This window comes from Capnocytophaga sputigena (genome assembly GCF_002302495.1).
GTDB lineage: Bacteria > Bacteroidota > Bacteroidia > Flavobacteriales > Flavobacteriaceae > Capnocytophaga > Capnocytophaga sputigena.
Genome location: NZ_CP022379.1, coordinates 421,440 through 441,004 on the forward strand (window position 1 = coordinate 421,440; position 19,565 = coordinate 441,004).

Here is a 19,565-nt window from a genome sequence, read left to right on the forward strand (position 1 = left end):
ATAAATAATTTATATAATGGCATACAAAAATGTTTTAGAAGTCATCGGGCATACTCCCGAGGTAAAAATCAACAGATTGTTTGGCAATGATGCCAACGTATTCATCAAATTAGAGCGCTTGAACCCTGGCGGTAGTATCAAAGACCGTATTGCGCTCGCTATGGTTGAAGATGCCGAAGCTAAAGGCATCCTCAAAAAAGACAGTGTGATTGTAGAGCCTACCTCTGGCAACACGGGAGTGGGCTTGGCATTAGTAGCGGCTGTAAAGGGCTATAAACTCATTGTGGTAATGCCTGAATCAATGAGTATTGAACGCCGCAAGTTGGTAGCCGCTTATGGTGCCGAAGTAGTACTCACGCCTAAAGAAAAAGGTACGGGCGGAGCTGTCGCTAAAGCTTTGGAAATAGCCGAAGGCAAACCTAACTATTGGGTACCTCAACAGTTTAAAAATCCTGCTAATCCTGATGTACACGAAAAAACAACCGCTCAGGAAATACTAAAATCTTTCCCCGAAGGTTTTGACTATTTCGTAACGGGAGTAGGTACTGGCGGACATATCTCTGGGGTATCAAAAGTACTCAAACAACACTTCCCTAACCTCAAAACTGTAGCTGTAGAACCCGATCAATCGGCAGTGTTGAGTGGTGGCGCTCCAGGTCCTCACGCCTTACAAGGATTGGGCACTGGCTTCATACCCGATAACTATAACCCTGCTGTAGTAGATGAAGTTATCCCTATCTCTAAAGAAGAAGCCTTTGATTACGCTCGCCGATTGGCTAAAGAAGAAGGTATTTTAGGCGGTATCTCTACAGGAGCTGCTTTAGCTGCGGTAGCGAAAATACTCAAAAAAGACCCCAAAGCGCGTGTCCTCACCGTAAATTACGACACAGGAGAACGCTATTGGTCAGTAGAAGGACTTTTTTAGTGAAATGTGAAAAATGAAAAGTCTTAATAATTAAAAAGCAGTTGGATACTTATTTTATCCAACTGCTTTTTTGTAACTCATCATTCGTATTTCGTCATTACAAATTTCCGATTACTTCATTTTTAGGGTATTTTACCTTATAACTAATACGGAATTTTTTAGTTTCACCTGCTTTGAGGTTGGTATCCCAAGTGAGTATACCCGTTTCCTTATTTACTTCAGCTTTTGAGGCTTCTAAGAGTTCTATTTGTATCTTATCATCAGTGCTAAGCGGGTATTGGTCTTTTAGTTTCAGGTCGATAGCCTCTTTTTTATTGTTCTTAACGATAATTTCGTAGGTAAAAGTCTGCTCTTTATAGCTGGAAATAAACTTAGTTGCCGATTTGTCAGCTATTTTTTCGCGTTTTACACTTATCTTCTTATCATTACCCATAGTGAGTTGCATACTCTCTGAGGTTTGATTAGGGTCTATCAGTGTTTTGCCTACATACATATCTTCAAAAATCACATTTGCCTGACCAGTAAGCAGGTTATACTGTGAATAATCGTCAACTGAAGCTACCAAATACACCCCATTATCTATGCGCGGTGCAGTGTAATACTCATATTTAGCTTTGATTTTAAGCTCTTTGAGTGATACACTATGCTCTTTGTTGTTAGAGAGTATATCATAAGGCGTAGTAATCTCAAACGAGGTATTGAGTTGATTTTCGTTTAGATTTGTATAATCGGAAATAGTAGCTTCTTCTTGTATCTGTTCTACCATTGCTTCTTTTTTTACTGCTCCTGAATGATAGACATTAGCTCTCACATAGTCATAGTCGTCATCATATCGCCTGCCAAAATAGAGATACCACGCTTTTAGTAGCGTAAACTGATTATTCTGATTAGGATTACCACTAGAAAGACTCAGTTTGATATGTTTCCAATCTACCCCAGTGTTTTGTCGCACTTGCGCCTTATATATCAAATTGATAGGTTGAGAGATATTATCGGCACGCAAGTCATAAAAAGGCACCCACGATGCACTAGGAGTGATATAACTCACACTGAAATCGGCTTTAACAGCTGCATCAGTCATCACTTGCAATACCAATTTACCATTGGAGAGCGTTTCCTCTTTAGTAACTTCCCCTTTAAGGCGTTGCTCTAAATTGTAGCGAAGAGAGCGCAATTTGTTTTGCTTATCAGTCATCGTATCTATTTTGTCGAGAGAAGTGGTCATTTTATCTTTAGAATAGTCGAGAAACTTAGCGTACTCAGCTACATTAAGTCCCGTACCACCTCCTAACACCGATTTGTTTTCTTTGATAAGCTCTACCACCTGCTTTTCAGCAGCAATTTGGTTGCTGAGTTTATCAATTTGAGAAGTCAGCAAGTCGATACTATCTTTTACTTGTTTCGATTTAGGCAAGAGATTGTCACCATCAGTAGTATACTGAGTGGTAAATTGAGCCGAAAGTACCGTTACATTTTTAGGAGCTACAATGCGAAGCGTATTCTCATTCAGTCTATTAGCAACGTTTTTCACTACAATTTCATTCGTACCCTTGTTGAGGTTCGCACTAAAATAATGAGTAAGTTCAGCTGAATTGAAATATACTGTAGCTGCATCGAGTTTAGCATTAGCAAACTGTGCTTTTTGCGCTAACACAAAAACTGAACTAAACAATAAAATATAGGTAATAAACTGTTTCATCTACGCATTATTTGTTTTTTGTTTCTCGTCATTCGTAATTCGTCTCTCGTCATTCATTATTCGTCCCTCGTCATTCGTAATTTGTTTCCCTTCTTTAGCCAAGTAGGTAGGGAGGTTCAATCCTGCCATATTGAAGAGGTCGTTGAGAGGTGGGACAGTTTTCATCATCCCCGATACGAAATTGGCAGTAGAGTTATTGCCATCTTCACCTTTGCCTGAATCCCATACTGTAATCTTATCGATTTTGATATTCTTAACAGCTTCCACTTGGGTTTTAACGAGTTCAGGCAACTTCTCGATAAGGAGCAATTGGAATGCCTTGGTAGGGTCGCCCCCTGCTGCACTAACCACATCTTTATAACCTTCAGCTTGTTTGGTAAGGATTTGGAAGAGACCTTTTGCTTCAGCTTCCATTTTAGCGTAAATAGCATCGGCTTCCCCTTTGGCTTTCTCGCGGAGGCGTTCAGCTTCGGCTTGTGCCTCGATAATAGCGCGCTGTTTGTCAATTTCAGCAGGGACAATGATATTTGCCACTTGGGTAGCACGTTCGCGTTCAGAACGAGCAGTTTCAGCTTTTTCTTCAGCTGAATAGGCTTCTTCTAAAGCTTTAGCTTGTTGTACTTTTTCAGCCGAAATAGCAATACGCAACGATTCGGCTTCTTTTTCACGACGTAGCGCTTCGGAGTTGGCAATAGCGATTTTAGCCTCGTTTTCCCCTTTGATAGCTAAGGCATTGGCTTCTGAAATTTTGATACGACTATCACGGTCGGCTTCTGCTTTACCAATAGACTCAAACTTCTTAGCTTCGGCAATCCCTACAGTTTCATCTTTCTTAGCCTCGGCGATGCTAATCTCTTTATCTTTTTGAGTGATAGCGATTTTCACATCTCTATCGCGGTGTGTTTCGGCTATTTGGGTATCTTTCTCACGGTCGGCAAGGGCTTTACCTGTTTCCCCTATTTTCTCTTGTTCAGCCACACTGATTTTTGCCTCGTTGATAGCTTTGGCAGCCGCTTCTTTACCAAGAGCTTCAATATAACCCGACTCGTCTTTGATATCGGTTACGTTTACGTTGATGAGTTTTAAACCTATTTTTTTGAGCTCACTATCTACGTTTTTAGAGATGTTTTCGAGGAACTTATCGCGGTCGGAATTGATTTCCTCAATAGTCATAGTAGCGATAACCAAACGCAACTGACCGAAAAGAATATCTTTTGCCAACTCTTGAATTTGCTCAGGTGAGAGCCCTAAGAGGCGTTCGGCAGCTGCATTCATATTCTCGTGTTCGGTAGAAATCGCAATCGTAAAACGACAAGGTACATCTACGCGAATATTCTGACGGCTCAGCGCATTGGTAAGGTTTGCCTCGATAGAAAGCGGACGCAAATCTAAATAGGCATAATCCTGAATCACAGGCCATACAAAGGCACCACCCCCGTGGATACACTTGGCAGATGAACCGCCGGTTTTACCGTAGATTACGAGAATTTTGTCGGACGGACAGCGTTTGTAGCGCGCCACGAGCGATGAGATAGTAACGAAGAGGACAACCGCCAAAATAACGATAAGTCCAATTGGTGAAGTGAATGTTTCCATTAGTTTATTTTTAATTGTTTATTCTTGTTTTAAGTCCGCATTTTCGAAAAGGGAGATAATCTTTTGCATCGCTACACTTTGCCAAAGTTTCACACTTTGGTAAAGTTGATCACAATCTTATCTGTTTTTTACAAATGTTGCGACAAAGATAGGGAATAAGTTATGATAATCCAAGCATAGCACCAACTAAATAAGTGCTTACTTTCTCTTACCATAGTGTTTTTCATAGTAATCTCTAAATTCTTTTACTTGATCTTCAGTGTAATGAAATAAGCCATAACCTTCTTTTAGAGGGCGTTCTACTATATAATAGTAGGCGTTTTTATCTAAATCTTTTACTAAATGAACTGAAATAAAAAAATCATTACTCCCTGTAATACATATTTCATAGTTCGTGAGTTTTAAGTATTGCGATGCGTAGTTATCAGCGCGTTGTTGACAAGTTAGCTTGGAAGGCAGTGTAATATTTCCAAAACTACTATAGTTTTTGTTAAGGATTATCCTAAAGTAATCGGCTAATACTTTTGCATAAGTAACTTTTTGTAAATCTTTTGAATGGTCGTCTGTAGTTTTGAGAAGATAGATTTCACTTTCTGATTTTTTATACACATAATAAGTGTTAGTCTTATTCTTTTTTACCTCCCCTTCATCGCGGCAATCACCCCAATGTTCTACTTTTTGAATGTGGAAACTAATATATTCCTCACTGATTTTTTTATAAGTACCATAAGAAGTGGTAAAACAATCATTCCCACACGGGGCTGAGTACCACGATTTGAAATTTCCATCGGTAGATAACTGTAGGTGATCCCCATAACTCCATTTAGGGTCTTCGGGTTTTGTAAGGATATAAAAATCCTCTTTATTAATATCAGCCCCTAATATGTTGTTAATCTTCCATTGAGCACCTATAAATTCTTGGGCAGAAAGTATTCCTACCCAGAGAAAATTGAGTGTTATAAAAAGTGTTTTCATCATTGTTTTTTCTGTTCTTTAGCACGTTGTTTTAAGTCTTTTTCAGTAAAGTAATAAACTGTTACTTTATCTTTATAATATTCCTCTCGCAGGTAGTAATAGGTATTGGTTTTCAAGTCTTTCACAAGGTAAAGAGTGCTATCATCGGTAGGGTAACCTTTGAGGATTTCGTAAGAGATAAGGTGAAAAAGTTTGCGCACAAGTTTGCCAATACGCTCATCCTTAGGCACATCACTTTTCAGTTGGAAAGAAGGATTAGGCGATTTACCATTTCGGCTATATATTTTCATAAAGCGTGCTAAAGCCTCCGCATTTTTAGCCTTTTGTTTATCGGTAATGAGGTTTCCTGTACTTTTGATAAGATAAAATTCATCATTAGATACTTTATGAATGTAGTAACTACCAATAGCTACCTTCAGATAGTTTTCCCCCGCCATTTGGTATTGACCATCATAATGATCTTTATCTATTATACAAGGTGGAAAAAAAGTACCATCAGAGCGAAATAGAATCGTATTATCAGCTACACAAGGATTTTTCTGGCGTGGTTTTTTTAGAAAATAAACATCCGTTACATCGGGAAATTCTCCTAAGAAATTATCAATATCCCAATCTTTGCCTATAAACTCTTGAGCTGAAAGACAAGTGATGGAAAATAAAGCGATTAAGAGTGTTTTCATTTTTAGATTTTTTAGTAATCAAAATTTGTAATACAAAAAGCTCATCGTGCCACGACTGTACTATGACCCCGTGCGAATGGCTTCTACAGGATTGAGTCGTGCTGCTGACGAAGCAGGAATGATGCCCGAAAGCAAGCCCACCACAAACGAGATACTCAAACCTATAGCTACATTTTTAAACGATAGTATAAAAGTAAAACCTTCTTCACTACTCGGGATTACAAAGGTGAGTAACCATACGAAGAGCAACCCAAAAAGTCCGCCAATAATCGCCAAAAGTACTGCTTCAAACAAAAACTGAAACAAAATAAACTGATTTTTAGCGCCTAACGACTTTTGTACCCCAATGAGGTTTGTGCGTTCTTTCACACTCACAAACATAATGTTGGCAATCCCAAAACCACCTACCAAGATAGAAAAGCCCCCAATAATCCAACCTACTACATTCATCATTCCAATGGTTTCATCTATCATATCAGTAAACGACGAGATTTTGTTGAGGAAAAAATTGTCGATATCCTCAGGTTTGAGTCCGCGATAAGTACGGAATTTCTGGCGCAATACGGCTTCATATTCTGCCATATCCACTCCTTTTTTAGGTTTGAGTACGACCCCACTAGGCATCCCTTGCGGACCTGTATTCATAAAACTGCGGACGAAATTAGCTGTTACATAGGCATTATTATCAGGACCTCCCCCTAATTCTCCGTATTTTTTTAGTACCCCAATAACCGTGAGTCGCCTGCCAAATACGCGTATTTCTTTATCAAGAGGATCTTCTTCTCCAAAGAGTTGTTCGGCAGCTTCATAGCCTAATATCGTTACTGCCGTTCCTGCATTGGCTTCCGCATCGTTGTAAAAACGCCCTTTGCCCATACGAATGTCGCTAATCTGTTCCACCCCTGCTGAGGTAGCCTGCACAGACATTGAGGGAATAGTTTTACCGCCGTACTTCACCGCCGAATTGAGACCGAATAACTCGTACACCACTGCTTCGGTATTAGGTAATTCACGTTTGAGAAATTCGTATTCCTGATAAGTAACTTGTGGAAAGCTGAGGCGTTGCCATTGAGGCACAGACGAGGGGGCAAAAGAATATTTAGAAAGGTTAATCATATTCTTATCCAAACCCGAAAGACTCTCCTGAATGCTCCTATTGAGTGAATCAACCGCTGCTAACACCGAGATAATAGAAAAGATACCCACCGTTACACCTAATAGCGATAGGAAAGTGCGGAGCTTGTTGTCGCGCAGTGACTTGATAGCAAAGTTAAAACTCTCTTTTAATAGTTGTAGATAAATGAACATATCGTATTTTTTACATTAATTTCTAAATGTCTTGTCTTTCAATAGAGGAATAGGAGCGTATAAAACTGCTTTTTTCATAGGATATAGGATTGATTTAAGAATTTGCCAATTTGCTAATTTGTTAATTAGCAAATTGGCTCATTAACAAATTTTAATCTCTTTTGTTTGCTTTGTATTGGTAAAAAGTACTATTTTTGTAGCCAAAAATAAAACTTTTTTTTCAAATGAGCACTACAAAACAAGCAAAATCTGCTTTAATATCTGTTTTTGACAAGACAGGATTAGAACCTATCATTCACAGAATGAAAACTTTAGGCATTACCATCTACTCTACTGGGGGTACTGAAGATTTTATCAAAAAATTAGGCGTAGAGGTAATTCCTGTGGAAAGTATTACTGATTATCCCTCTATTTTTGGAGGACGTGTGAAAACACTTCACCCTAAAATTTTTGGAGGCATCCTCAACCGTCAGGACAATGTGCAGGATACTGAAGAAATGAAACAATACGCTATCCCTCAAATTGATATAGTGATTGTAGATTTATATCCTTTTGAAAAAACAGTGGCAAGCGGTGCTAATGAACAAGAGATTATTGAAAAAATTGATATAGGTGGTATTTCGCTCATCCGCGCTGCTGCTAAAAACTATAAAGATGTGCTTTGTGTAGCCTCAGTTGATGAATACAATGACCTTTTGCAGATTTTAGACGAACAACACGGCAGCACTACTTTAGAACAGCGCCGCCACTTTGCTGCTAAAGCCTTCCGCGTATCGTCTCACTACGATACTGCTATCTTCAACTACTTCAACCAAACCGAAGAAATTCCTACTTTAGCTATCAACGAGTGCCACGGACAAGTGTTGCGCTATGGCGAAAACCCTCACCAAAAAGGAGAATTTTACGGTAATTTCGATACCCTTTTCGATAAATTACACGGCAAAGAGCTCTCGTATAATAACTTGTTAGATGTAGATGCTGCTGTAAATCTAATGGCTGAATTTGTAGGCGACGATCCTACTTTTGCTATACTAAAACACAACAATGCTTGTGGCGTAGCAACTCGCAAAACGATACACGAAGCCTATAAAGATGCGCTCGCAGGCGACCCCGTTTCAGCTTTTGGAGGTATCCTCATTTCTAATACAAAAATCGATTCGGCTACTGCCGAAACTATTCACTCACTGTTTTTTGAGGTAATCATTGCTCCTTCTTATAGTGATGAAGCTCTAAAAATACTCGAACAGAAGAAAAACCGTATTATTTTAGTACAGAAGAAAGCCAAAATGCCTACAACAAGTGTGCGTTCGTGTCTCAATGGCTATTTGGTACAGGAAAAAGACCTCAAAACTGATAGCATAGCCGATGTACAATACGTAACTGCGGTAAAACCTTCAGCAGAAGTGCTCGACGATCTTTTCTTCGCTTCTAAAATATGCAAAAACACCAAATCGAATACCATTGTATTAGCTAAAAACAAACAGCTCATCGCCAGCGGTACAGGACAAACCAGCCGTGTTGATGCGCTCAAACAAGCTATCGAAAAGGCTAAAGAATTCAAATTTGATCTCAACAATGCCGTAATGGCAAGTGATGCCTTCTTCCCCTTCCCCGATTGCGTGGAAATTGCTCACAACGAAGGTATCCGCTCTGTAATACAACCCGGTGGCTCTATTAAAGATCAAGCCAGTATCGACTATTGTGATACCCACCAAATGGGAATGGTATTCACAGGAATACGACACTTTAAACACTAATTAAACGCTATTTAAACAACCTATGAAACACATTGCAGCCGTAGGAGGCTATTTTATAATGCTTTATGATGTCTTTCGCAAACGCACCCGCTGGTCGATTACTAAAGACCTCATATTGCGTGAGATAGACGACCTCATCTTTGGATCTATAGGTATCGTAGCTTTTATCTCTTTCTTCGTGGGAGGGGTAGTAGCTGTACAAACCGCTTTGAATATCGACAACCCTTTTATCCCTAAATACCTCATAGGTTTCGCTACTCGTCAATCTATTGTATTGGAGTTTGCTCCTACCTTTACAGCAGTAATTTTAGCAGGGAAAATTGGTTCGTTTATCACTTCCAGCATAGGTACAATGCGCGTAACCGAACAGATTGACGCCCTTGATATTATGGGGGTAAACTCGGTGAATTATTTGATATTCCCCAAAATAGTAGCCCTAATGTTAATGCCTTTCCTCATCGCCTTAGGTATGTACTTAGGGGTATTAGGTGGTTGGGCTTCTGCGGTGATGAGTGGCTATACCACCTCTGCCGAATTTGTACAAGGAGTGCAATACGACTTCAAACCTTATAGTATGGTGTATGCCTTCACTAAAACAATAGTTTTTGCATTTTTCTTGGCTACTATTCCGTCCTATCACGGTTATTATATGAAGGGAGGCGCTTTAGATGTTGGAAAAGCTAGTACGGTTTCATTTGTATGGACAAGTATAGTGATTATCCTTGCTAACTCAGTGCTTACACAATTGTTCTACGCTTAGTTTGATCAAGATAATAACAAAAAATCCAGTATAGTGAGTTACTATACTGGATTTTTTGTTTAGTAAATAATATCAATATCTCCTTTGCCTTCCCGCAGCACAACAGGTGCATCACCTGAGAGGTCGATGACGGTGGAGGCTACATTGTCGCCATAACCACCATCAATAACGATATCTACGCGGTTTTGCCATTTCTCGAAGATAAGCTCTGGGTCGGTGGTGTACTCAATCACATCATCATCGTCGTAGATAGAGGTAGAGACTATGGGGTTACCTAACTTCTCTACAATAGTACGCGCAATAGTGTTATCGGGGACACGTATCCCTACAGTTTTCTTCTTTTTAAAATCCTTAGGAAGATTGTTATTTCCTTGCATTATAAAGGTATAAGGACCTGGTAAAGCGCGTTTCAACAGTTTGAAAGTGCTCGTATCTATCTGTTTTACATAGTCAGATAGATTTTTTAAATCGGAGCATACAAATGAAAAGTTTGCTTTTTCGAGTTTTACTCCTTTGATGCGAGCAATTTTCTCAAGGGCTTTGGTATTAGTAATATCACAGCCCAAACCGTAAACGGTATCAGTAGGATAGATAATGAGTCCGCCGAGGCGAAGCACTTCCACTACCTTAGCAATATCCTTTTCGTTGGGATTTTCGTTGTATAATTTAATAAAATCAGCCATTGTTCTAAATATTAGGGGTAATTCTAATCGTGGTGAATTTGCAATAACAAATCAGTTTTTCCTCCTGATTTGTTACTTTTATTTCCCAAAGTTGGAGCGTACGTCCTGCATTCACACATACAGCTTTAGCGTAAAGGGTATCCCCTACTCTACCTGCTCTCAAGTGATTAGCACTGAGTTCAATACCTCGAATCTGTTCATCATCATTACGGTAAAGTAAGTACGCTCCTATGCTACCTGCTGTTTCAGCTAAAGCTAAAGTAGCCCCTCCGTGTAACACCCCATCTACCTGAGTAACTTTCTCGGTAACAGGCATCGTTATAGTAACACTATCTTCGGTTACTTCGGAAATTTCCATTTGCCAATCGCGCATCAAGTTGTTTGGAGGTAACGCCTGCCACTTCTGTAATAAAGTTTCTTTGTTGAGCATAGCATATCCTTTTTGTTACTTCAACCCACGTGCTTTGAGTAGAGGCTCAATAGCAGGAGCTTTCCCTCTGAAGGCTAAATACATCTTTTCGTAATCCATTGTATTGCCTTTGGAGAGTATCAAATCTCTAAAACGTTGTCCATTAGCACGAGTGAGTCCGCCGTTTTCTTCAAACCATTGGTAGGCATCGTGGCAAAGCATTTCTGTCCATTGGTAAGAGTAATAGCCTGCTCCATAGCCTCCGCCAAAAATATGAGCAAAGTAAGACGAACGATATCTTGGAGGTACTTCTTTCACCCATAAGCCTGTTCTTTCAAGGGCTTTCTTCTCAAAATCACTTACATTATTGATGATAGTATCCGATGAGATTGTATGCCATTGCAAGTCTAAATTGGCAGCAGCCAAAACTTCAGTAAAGGCATAGCCCTCATTGAAGGTACTCGCTTTTTTTATCTTATCAATAAGAGCTTGTGGAATAGGTTGTTTAGTCTTGTAATGTACTGCATAGTTTTTAAGAATATCAGGATACAAAGCCCAATGCTCATTGAATTGTGAAGGAAACTCTACAAAATCACGCGCTACTGCTGTTCCTGATAAACTTGCATACTGTTGATTCGCAAAGAAACCATGTAATGCGTGACCAAACTCGTGGAAAAGAGTAGTGAGTTCATCGTAAGTAAGCAAAGCAGGTTTGCCTTCGGCTGGTTTTACATAGTTGCACACATTGTAAATAACAGGTTTAGTACCAAACAATTTAGATTGATTTACAAAGTTGCTCATCCACGCACCACCGCGTTTGCTTTCACGAGCAAAGAAATCACTATAGAAAAGACCTAATGGCGTACCATCTTCTTCAAAAAGCTCATATACCAATACATCGGGGTGATATACGGGTATATCTTTGCGTTCTTTAAAGGTAATGCCATAAAGTTTGGTAGCTGCATAGAATACACCATTTTCAAGAGCATTTTTCAATTCGAAATAAGGTTTGATTTCGTTCTCATCGAGGTCGTATTTAGCTTTGCGAACTTGTTCGGCATAGAAGTTCCAATCGTAAGGTTCTAAAGTAAAATTACCTCCCGTTTTGGCGATTTGTGCTTGTATTTCTTTAGCTTCAGCTTTGGCTTTACCTACTGAAGCAGGCACTAAATCTTTAAAGAATTGAGCAATAGCAACAGGTGTTTTAGCCATAGTGCGTTGCAAGCTCCATTCGGCATAGTTTTTAAAGCCCAAGAGTTCAGCTTTTTTAGCACGCAGTAAAGCAATGCGTTTTAGGATATCATTGGTATTATGAGCTCCCCCATCGGTACGATTCCAGCTTGCTTCAAACAATTGTTTACGAGCGTTGCGGTCGGGTAATTCACTAAGGAGCGGTTGCTGAGTAGTATTCACAATTGCTACTTTTTGACCATTGATAGTTTGAGCGGCTGCCAATGAGCCTTCTAAAAGCGTTTGGTTAAAATCAGTTTCTAAAGAAGCTAACTCACTATTGTACTTTTTAAGAGTTTCTTTATCAGTAGCCGATAGGTTAGCACCTGCTACTACAAAATCTTCGTAGTAATTTTCTAACAATTTAAGCGATTCAGCATCTAAATTCAAGCTCTCACGTTTATCGTATAAGGCTTTGATACGCGCAAAGAGTTTTTCGTTCAGGTGAATGCCATCAGCGTGTTCGGCAAACTTAGGTGATAGTTCTTTTTGCAATACTTTTAAAGTATCATTAGTATTTGCCTCAGTTAAGGCATTGAATACCGCTGAAGCACGTTCTAATTCTACCCCACTTTTTTCTAAAGCGATAATCGTATTCTCAAAAGTAGGCACTTCGTTGCTATTAGCGATAGCAGCAATACGTTCGTTTTGCAAAGCCATTCCCTTGAGCAAGGCGGGACGGTAATGCTCGTCTTTAATTTTTGAGAAGTCGGGAGCACCGTAAGGCAAAGTGCTTTCTACCAATAGCGGATTGTTCTCTGTGTTTTCTGTCATTTTTGAAGTCTTTGAATCGTTGCAGCCTACCAAAGCTGTGAGTAATATAGCTGCTGAAAATAAAGGTAATTTCATAGTTTTTAGGTGATTATAAAAAGGGTGTTCAAGGAAAGAACTTCCTCAAACACCCCTTTTGAGGTTATATAGTAACTAAAATATTTTGCTATTTAGCAGTCAAACGTATGTCGATACGTCTATTTTTAGCTTTGCACTCATCGGTGTCGTTAGCTTCACAAATAGGGTGTTCTTGACCATAACCTTGAGCGCTCAATTGTGCTTTGTTAGCACCCAATGCTACCAATTTGTTTAACACTGAATTAGCACGTCTTTCTGAAAGTTTCAAGTTACCTTCAGCGCTACCTGTGTTATCAGTGTAACCTCCTAAACGAATAGCCACCTTAGGATAGGCTTTTAAAATAGCTACAATGTTCTTTAATTGTTGTTCAGAACCTTCAGTAAGTTCATCGCTACCTGTTTTGAAGTAAGTTCTATCCAAAGTAATCCAGTTTTCTTTGAATTGTTCTGGAGTAGTAAGACTTTTATCTTCTATCAATTTCACGAGGTGAGCTTCAGATGAATTTTTACCTACTTCTAACATTGTATTATCAAAAAGGCTCAATTGGAATAAATCACCTACATTGTACTCGAAGTTACCATCGGCGTTAAGCATACCATCTATTACTACTACTTCGTCTACAGGCATCATTTCCTCACCTTCACCTTGACGGATTTGAGCTTCTATAGGAGTACCTGAAGCATCAGCAGTATGTCCACCCAAGATAGGAGCGATTACTAAACCTACCAAGCAAGTGAGTTTGATAAGGATATTCATTGAAGGACCTGAAGTATCTTTGAATGGGTCACCTACAGTATCACCAGTAACGGCAGCTTTGTGAGCGTCAGAACCTTTGTAAGTCATTTGTCCGTTGATTTCAACACCTGCTTCAAATGATTTCTTAGCATTGTCCCAAGCACCACCAGCGTTGTTTTGGAAGATAGCCCATACAACTCCTGATACAGCTACACCAGCCATATAAGCGCCAAGAGCTTCAGCACCCATCACAAAACCGATGATAATAGGAGTAATGATAGTAATTGCACCAGGTAACATCATTTCACGCAAAGCAGCTTTGGTAGAAATATCTACACATCTGCCGTACTCTGGAGTACCTTTACCTTCCATAATACCAGGGATTTCACGGAATTGGCGACGTACTTCGTTCACCATATCCATAGCAGCTTTCCCTACTGATTGCATTGCCAAGGCTGAGAAAATTACTGGAATCATACCTCCGATAAACAAAGCAGCTAATACGTTTGCTTTGAAAATATTGATACCAGAAATACCTGTAAAGGTTACATAAGCAGCGAATAAAGCTAAAGCAGTAAGTGCAGCTGAAGCAATTGCAAAGCCTTTACCTACCGCAGCAGTAGTATTACCTACTGAGTCTAAAATATCAGTACGCTGACGTACTTCTTTTGGCAATTCACTCATTTCGGCTACACCACCAGCGTTATCGGCAATAGGACCGAAAGCATCGATAGCCAATTGCATAGCAGTAGTAGCCATCATTGCTGATGCGGCAATCGCTACACCATAAAAACCAGCTAAAGAGTAAGAACCCCAAATAGCCACAGCAAAAAGCAATACAGAACCAAAGGTAGATTTCATACCAGTAGCTAAACCTGCAATAATATTGGTAGCAGCTCCAGTAGATGAATTGCGTACGATATTCAATACCGGTTTTTTACCCAAAGCTGTAAAATGTTCAGTAATAGCTGAAATGAGTAAGCCTACTGCCAAACCTACGATAGTTGCGTAGAATACATTGATACTTGCGATTTCTTTTACTCCTTCACCAAAGAAACTCATTTGGATAGTTTCGGGCAACATATATTTGATAAGGAAATAGCAAGCTACTAAAGTAAGTGCTAAAGCTACATAGTTACCTGTATTTAGTGAACTTTGTACTTGTTTTTCTTTAGCATCGTTGTTTTTGATACCTACACAGAAAGTACCAATAATTGAAGCAATGATACCTACACCAGCAATTACTAACGGCAATAAGATAGGACCTAAACCACCAAAAGCATCGGTGAAAGCACCACCATTGGCAGTTGCTATATCTTTAATCACATAGTTACCCAATACCATTGAAGCAAGTACAGTAGCCACATACGAACCAAACAAGTCAGCACCCATACCAGCCACGTCACCTACGTTATCACCTACGTTATCGGCAATAGTAGCAGGGTTACGAGGGTCGTCTTCGGGGATACCAGCTTCTACTTTACCTACGAGGTCAGCTCCTACGTCAGCAGCTTTGGTGTAAATACCACCACCTACACGAGCAAAGAGCGCGATAGACTCAGCACCAAGTGAGAAACCAGCTAAGGCTTCGAGTACAAGAGTCATTTCGTCGTAGAAAGGTTTGCCTCCTCCTACAAAAGTGTTTACAAAAAGAATGAAGAACAAGCTCAAGCCCAATACAGCTAAACCTGCTACTCCTAATCCCATTACAGTACCACCTCCAAAGGATACTCTCAAAGCTTTTGGCAAGCTAGTGCGAGCTGCTTCGGTAGTGCGTACATTAGCATTGGTAGCAATACGCATCCCGATATTTCCCGCTAAGGCAGAGAAGAAAGCTCCACACACAAAAGCTACTACAATAAGCCAGTGAGAAGTTTCTACCATACGAGAAACAATAAATAGAGCAATAGAAGCAATAATCACAAAAATACCCAAAATGCGGTACTCAGCATTGAGGAATGCCATTGCCCCTTCTTTGATACTTTTGGAAATACTTTGCATTCGCTCATTGCCTGTGGTTTGTTTGTTCACCCACGAAGCCTTCACAATCATAAAGATAAGTCCAAGAATAGCAAGGACTAACGGTAAATATAACATCATTTTATCCATACAAATATTAGTAATTAGTTAAATTTAGGGCGTAAAAGTACGAAAGATAATTGTAACGAAAAAATAATAGTTAAAAAAATATTAATTTTTTTAGGAGTTAGGGAATAGAGATTAGGAGATAGAGGATAGTTGTCATATCCTGAAATAGGTTTACACTAAAAAAGTAAGTTTTTCATTCTCTTTATTCTACAAACAGATTGCTAATAAATGAGCTCTCACTTTTAAGGGCGTTTGCAAGTATAGTTTTTCTACGTAACATACTCTAAAAGTAATTGATTTTCAGAGTAATCAACTTTGGCAAAGTTTCAGACTTTGGCAAAGTGTAGTGACGCAAAATTTGTAAACCAATTCTGATTTACTATAATAGAGAAAAAATTTCGGTATTCTCGCAGATATAAACATCTTTTAGTTGGCAATCTATATAGCCCCATTTTTGCCAATTTTCCTTTAGCCAATCTGTTCTTAGTCCGAATTTGTAACCTTCTGGTATAGATTCTTTAGGGAAAAGCACGTAAGTTAATCCTGCTTTATAACCCGAAATTACCATTAAACCGTAACTATCACCTAATTCATACAATAGAAAATATACAACTTCTTCATAAGGATATACTCCTTTACATTTGAATATCGTTCCTCTTGGAATAGATGTTTCTGTATAATCTATCAATTTTTTCATTATAACAACTATTGTAAGAAACCTATAAAAGTAGTCAAAATAAAGGCGTTGATAAAATCTATAAAGAATGCTCCTACCATTGGTACAATCAAAAAGGCTTTATGTGAAGATCCAAAACGCTCAGTAACTGACTGCATATTAGCCACTGCTGTAGGGGTAGCACCTAAACCAAAACCACAATGCCCTGCACAGAGTACCGCTGCATCATAATCAGAGCCCATCAGGCGAAAAGTTACAAAATAAGCATACGTACACATTACAAAGGTTTGTACGACTAAGATAATGAACATTGGCACGGCTATGTCTAACAACGTCCAAAGTTTTAGGTTTAAGAGGGCAATCCCTAAAAACAGACTTAATGAGGCATTGCCAAATACATCAATAGCACGATCGAACATATTCACTTTGAAGGCGTTGGTGAGTATATTGCGTAAGAGCACCCCAAAGAATAAAGCCCATACAAATTGTGGAATAGTAAGTTTTTCAGGTAACCAAGCCGTTACTGTAGGTGAAACCATAATAGCTGAAAACGACAGACAAGCAGCAAACAAAGCCATTGTTTCTATCGCTGATTTTGAAGTAATCAACCGCTGTTTACCTGCATTTTCAAAAACTTCTACTACAGTATCCGCTACATTGTCATTCTGTTTTTCTACAGGTTTTCTTCCTAAATTATTTACTAATTTTCGCGCTACAGGACCTCCTATAAGTCCGCCGAGTACCAATCCAAAAGTAGCTGAAGCCATACCGAGACTCGTAGCCCCTTCAATATGATATTTAGTTTCTAAAATCTTGCCCCACGCACCTGCTGTTCCGTGTCCGCCCGTAAGTGTAATAGAACCTGTAATCAAGCCCATAATAGGATTTTGTCCCAATGCGCTTGCCAAACCTACTCCTACGGAGTTTTGTACGACAATAAACAGTGCTACTACTCCTAAGAAAATGATAAGCCCTTTACCACCAGCTTTTAGTCGGGAGAAATCGGCACTGAGCCCGATAGAAGAGAAGAAAAAGAGCATAAAAGCGTCTTGCAGATTCGTATTGAAGTCCAATGAAATCTCGTATTTGATATACAACAGATAGATGACAACAGCCGCCAAGAGTCCACCTGCTACAGGTTCAGGGATATTGAAGTCGCGTAAGAGTTTTATTTTTGTTACTAACAAACGTCCTACCAACAATACAAGGGTAGCGATAATCAGGGTGTAATAAGGGTCGATGATAATGGTATTCATTACTGTTAGGGTTAAAAAGTTTTTGTTTTTTATTAGCAAGCATTCCCACCTTCTTAAAAATAGAAAAGGGTGGGAATGATAAGTTTAGAGTTTAAATTTACAAGATTATTCTTCCGATTCTTTCATAGTGTGATACACATTCTGCACATCTTCGTCTTCTTCGATTTTTTCCAAAAGTTTCTCTACATCAGCCTGTTCTTCAGGGGTGAGTTCTTTGGTTACTTGTGGAATGCGTTCAAATCCTGAAGATAAGATTTCAATACCTCGGCTTTCCAATTCTTTTTGGATAGCTCCAAAACTCTCAAAAGGTGCATAGATAAGGATACCATCTTCATCTACAAACACTTCTTCAGCTCCAAAATCTATCATTTCGAGTTCCAACTCTTCAGGGTCTATACCTGTAGCATTGATACGGAAGTTACAAGTGTGGTCGAACATAAATTCTACTGATCCTGAGGTACCTAAAGTACCATTACACTTGTTGAAGTAACTACGGATATTAGCCACAGTGCGGTTATTGTTGTCGGTTGCAGTTTCGATAAGCACAGCGATACCGTGAGGGGCATAACCTTCAAAAAGTACTTCTTTATAGTTAGCAGTATCTTTTTCGCTTGCTTTTTTAATAGCGCGCTCAATATTTTCTTTGGGCATATTGGCGGCTTTGGCATTTTGTATTACGGCACGCAAGCGCGAGTTACTTTCGGGGTGAGGACCACCTTCTTTCACTGCCATTACGATGTCTTTCCCTATGCGGGTAAATGTCTTTGCCATTGCAGCCCAACGTTTAAATTTACGGGCTTTTCTAAATTCAAATGCTCTTCCCATTTATATTACTTAGTTTTTAATTATTAGTCGTTAGGGGTTAGTTAGTTATAGTTTTTAGTTGTATTCTATCGTTTTCAAAGTGCAAGGGAGTTTCAGGAAAATCAAGTTTGGTAAGGCGTTTCATCTCTTCAAATACCTTACAATCATCATCGAGTAACAATCCATTGGCTTTGGTTTGTTTTACAGAGAGTACATCGGCATATAAAAAGTCGCCTTTGCGATTGATTTTGATGTTTAACAAAGGAGCTATGCCATTAGGTCCTTGCAAGCTAAAACGTCCATAGGTATTGAAGTTACCCATACTATAGGCAATAAACTTACCATTATATACTTCCACAGCACGTGTTACGTGAGGTCCGTGTCCTAACACAATATCTGCACCTGCATCGATTACTGAGTGCGCAAATTTATAGACATTTCCTCTGTTTTCACCAAAGAAAATTTCATTAGCGCGTGGTACACGGGTACTTTTAGAGCCTTCAGCCCCTCCGTGAAACGATACAATCACAATATCTACTTGCGGGCGTAATTCCTTTACTAAATCAGTAGCTTGGTTGATATTGTTCACCGATAACATATTGCTATTAGGTGAAAAAGCACAAAAACCGTATTTTACTCCATCTTTCTCAAATATAACCGATTTATTTTCTACGGGTCCTGCGTGATATATACCTACTTCATCTAATATTTTAGCAGTATTGCGTCGTCCTTTTTCTCCAAAGTCATTAGCGTGGTTATTGGCAGTACTCATCAGGTTAAAACCTGCCTCTTTGATAATTTTGCCATAGCGGTCGGGCATCCGGAAAGCATAACAAGTACCTTCAGCTGAGTTTTTGCATTTATCAGAAGTCCCACTATCAAGAATTGCTCCTTCTAAGTTTCCAAATACAATATCACCTTTTAGATAAGGTTTTACGTATTTAAAGCTCTCAACAGCATCATCTTTGGGGAGATATCCGTCAGGAAAACCTGAACCTATCATCACATCACCTACTGCTACTATACTGAGGGTATCCTTAGTTGTAGTAACTATAAGACTATCTGTTTGAGCAGAAGCATAAAAAGTTGTTATAAGTGCTATTGAGAAGAAATATTTTTTCATTGCAATATAAC

The 19,565-nt window shown here is 39.2% G+C and carries 16 protein-coding genes; 3 read left to right on the forward strand and 13 right to left on the reverse strand.

The window, feature by feature from the left end:
* Nucleotides 1–16: 16 nt before the first annotated feature.
* Nucleotides 17–925 carry a cysteine synthase A gene (gene cysK / locus CGC57_RS02080; RefSeq protein WP_095897767.1) on the forward strand — a complete coding sequence of 303 codons (909 nt, stop codon included), beginning with the start codon at nt 17–19 and terminating at the stop codon, nt 923–925.
* 97 nt (nt 926–1,022) lie between these two features.
* Here cysK and CGC57_RS02085 read toward each other — a convergent pair whose 3' ends face one another.
* The 5 genes from CGC57_RS02085 to CGC57_RS02105 form a co-directional block, all read right to left on the reverse strand.
* Nucleotides 1,023–2,624 carry a DUF4139 domain-containing protein gene (locus tag CGC57_RS02085; RefSeq protein ID WP_095897768.1) on the reverse strand — a complete coding sequence of 534 codons (1,602 nt, stop codon included), beginning with the start codon at nt 2,622–2,624 and terminating at the stop codon, nt 1,023–1,025.
* Nucleotides 2,625–4,220, reverse strand: a complete 1,596-nt coding sequence (locus tag CGC57_RS02090; protein ID WP_095897769.1) for a flotillin family protein — start codon at nt 4,218–4,220, stop codon at nt 2,625–2,627.
* A gap of 198 nt (nt 4,221–4,418) precedes the next feature.
* Nucleotides 4,419–5,198: a hypothetical protein gene (locus CGC57_RS02095; RefSeq protein WP_095897770.1), complete on the reverse strand. Its 780-nt coding sequence runs from the start codon at nt 5,196–5,198 to the stop codon at nt 4,419–4,421.
* The gene (locus tag CGC57_RS02100; RefSeq protein ID WP_095897771.1) at nt 5,195–5,875 is read right to left on the reverse strand and encodes a hypothetical protein; all 681 of its coding nucleotides are present in this window, start codon (nt 5,873–5,875) and stop codon (nt 5,195–5,197) included. Before CGC57_RS02100 ends, CGC57_RS02095 begins: the two co-directional genes overlap by 4 nt.
* Nucleotides 5,876–5,935: 60 nt before the next feature.
* Nucleotides 5,936–7,183, reverse strand: coding sequence for an ABC transporter permease (locus CGC57_RS02105; RefSeq protein WP_002681509.1), 1,248 nt, complete (start codon nt 7,181–7,183; stop codon nt 5,936–5,938).
* Between the two features lie 224 nt (nt 7,184–7,407).
* Between CGC57_RS02105 and purH the strand changes: the two genes are divergently transcribed.
* The gene (gene purH, locus CGC57_RS02110) at nt 7,408–8,940 is read left to right on the forward strand and encodes a bifunctional phosphoribosylaminoimidazolecarboxamide formyltransferase/IMP cyclohydrolase (protein WP_095897772.1); all 1,533 of its coding nucleotides are present in this window, start codon (nt 7,408–7,410) and stop codon (nt 8,938–8,940) included.
* 22 nt (nt 8,941–8,962) lie between these two features.
* Complete coding sequence (locus tag CGC57_RS02115; protein ID WP_040361783.1) at nt 8,963–9,700, forward strand: MlaE family ABC transporter permease; 738 nt, start codon at nt 8,963–8,965, stop codon at nt 9,698–9,700.
* Between the two features lie 59 nt (nt 9,701–9,759).
* Here the strand turns inward: CGC57_RS02115 and CGC57_RS02120 are convergent, their stop codons facing one another.
* The 8 genes from CGC57_RS02120 to CGC57_RS02155 form a co-directional block, all read right to left on the reverse strand.
* On the reverse strand, nt 9,760–10,383 hold the full coding sequence (locus CGC57_RS02120; protein WP_095897773.1) for an L-threonylcarbamoyladenylate synthase: 624 nt from the start codon (nt 10,381–10,383) through the stop codon (nt 9,760–9,762).
* A 4-nt stretch (nt 10,384–10,387) separates the two neighbouring features.
* Nucleotides 10,388–10,813, reverse strand: a complete 426-nt coding sequence (locus tag CGC57_RS02125) for a PaaI family thioesterase (protein WP_095897774.1) — start codon at nt 10,811–10,813, stop codon at nt 10,388–10,390.
* A gap of 15 nt (nt 10,814–10,828) precedes the next feature.
* Nucleotides 10,829–12,871: a M3 family metallopeptidase gene (locus tag CGC57_RS02130; RefSeq protein ID WP_095897775.1), complete on the reverse strand. Its 2,043-nt coding sequence runs from the start codon at nt 12,869–12,871 to the stop codon at nt 10,829–10,831.
* Nucleotides 12,872–12,959: 88 nt separating this feature from the next.
* Nucleotides 12,960–15,716, reverse strand: a complete 2,757-nt coding sequence (locus CGC57_RS02135) for a sodium-translocating pyrophosphatase (RefSeq protein WP_095897776.1) — start codon at nt 15,714–15,716, stop codon at nt 12,960–12,962.
* Between the two features lie 358 nt (nt 15,717–16,074).
* On the reverse strand, nt 16,075–16,392 hold the full coding sequence (gene imm45, locus CGC57_RS02140; protein ID WP_095897777.1) for an Imm45 family immunity protein: 318 nt from the start codon (nt 16,390–16,392) through the stop codon (nt 16,075–16,077).
* Between the two features lie 8 nt (nt 16,393–16,400).
* Nucleotides 16,401–17,627: a sodium/glutamate symporter gene (gene gltS, locus CGC57_RS02145; protein ID WP_095897778.1), complete on the reverse strand. Its 1,227-nt coding sequence runs from the start codon at nt 17,625–17,627 to the stop codon at nt 16,401–16,403.
* Between the two features lie 105 nt (nt 17,628–17,732).
* Nucleotides 17,733–18,452 carry a YebC/PmpR family DNA-binding transcriptional regulator gene (locus CGC57_RS02150; protein ID WP_002682057.1) on the reverse strand — a complete coding sequence of 240 codons (720 nt, stop codon included), beginning with the start codon at nt 18,450–18,452 and terminating at the stop codon, nt 17,733–17,735.
* Nucleotides 18,453–18,489: 37 nt separating this feature from the next.
* On the reverse strand, nt 18,490–19,554 hold the full coding sequence (locus CGC57_RS02155; protein WP_095897779.1) for a CapA family protein: 1,065 nt from the start codon (nt 19,552–19,554) through the stop codon (nt 18,490–18,492).
* Nucleotides 19,555–19,565: the final 11 nt, after the last annotated feature.

Excerpts from the sequence above, each read along its gene's own strand:
- cysK (WP_095897767.1), top strand. The coding sequence starts at position 17 with ATGGCATACAAAAATGTTTTAGAAGTCATCGGGCATACTCCCGAGGTA.
- CGC57_RS02085 (WP_095897768.1), bottom strand. The coding sequence starts at position 2,624 with ATGAAACAGTTTATTACCTATATTTTATTGTTTAGTTCAGTTTTTGTG.
- CGC57_RS02090 (WP_095897769.1), bottom strand. The coding sequence starts at position 4,220 with ATGGAAACATTCACTTCACCAATTGGACTTATCGTTATTTTGGCGGTT.
- CGC57_RS02095 (WP_095897770.1), bottom strand. The coding sequence starts at position 5,198 with ATGATGAAAACACTTTTTATAACACTCAATTTTCTCTGGGTAGGAATA.
- CGC57_RS02100 (WP_095897771.1), bottom strand. The coding sequence starts at position 5,875 with ATGAAAACACTCTTAATCGCTTTATTTTCCATCACTTGTCTTTCAGCT.
- CGC57_RS02105 (WP_002681509.1), bottom strand. The coding sequence starts at position 7,183 with ATGTTCATTTATCTACAACTATTAAAAGAGAGTTTTAACTTTGCTATC.
- purH (WP_095897772.1), top strand. The coding sequence starts at position 7,408 with ATGAGCACTACAAAACAAGCAAAATCTGCTTTAATATCTGTTTTTGAC.
- CGC57_RS02115 (WP_040361783.1), top strand. The coding sequence starts at position 8,963 with ATGAAACACATTGCAGCCGTAGGAGGCTATTTTATAATGCTTTATGAT.
- CGC57_RS02120 (WP_095897773.1), bottom strand. The coding sequence starts at position 10,383 with ATGGCTGATTTTATTAAATTATACAACGAAAATCCCAACGAAAAGGAT.
- CGC57_RS02125 (WP_095897774.1), bottom strand. The coding sequence starts at position 10,813 with ATGCTCAACAAAGAAACTTTATTACAGAAGTGGCAGGCGTTACCTCCA.
- CGC57_RS02130 (WP_095897775.1), bottom strand. The coding sequence starts at position 12,871 with ATGAAATTACCTTTATTTTCAGCAGCTATATTACTCACAGCTTTGGTA.
- CGC57_RS02135 (WP_095897776.1), bottom strand. The coding sequence starts at position 15,716 with ATGGATAAAATGATGTTATATTTACCGTTAGTCCTTGCTATTCTTGGA.
- imm45 (WP_095897777.1), bottom strand. The coding sequence starts at position 16,392 with ATGAAAAAATTGATAGATTATACAGAAACATCTATTCCAAGAGGAACG.
- gltS (WP_095897778.1), bottom strand. The coding sequence starts at position 17,627 with ATGAATACCATTATCATCGACCCTTATTACACCCTGATTATCGCTACC.
- CGC57_RS02150 (WP_002682057.1), bottom strand. The coding sequence starts at position 18,452 with ATGGGAAGAGCATTTGAATTTAGAAAAGCCCGTAAATTTAAACGTTGG.
- CGC57_RS02155 (WP_095897779.1), bottom strand. The coding sequence starts at position 19,554 with ATGAAAAAATATTTCTTCTCAATAGCACTTATAACAACTTTTTATGCT.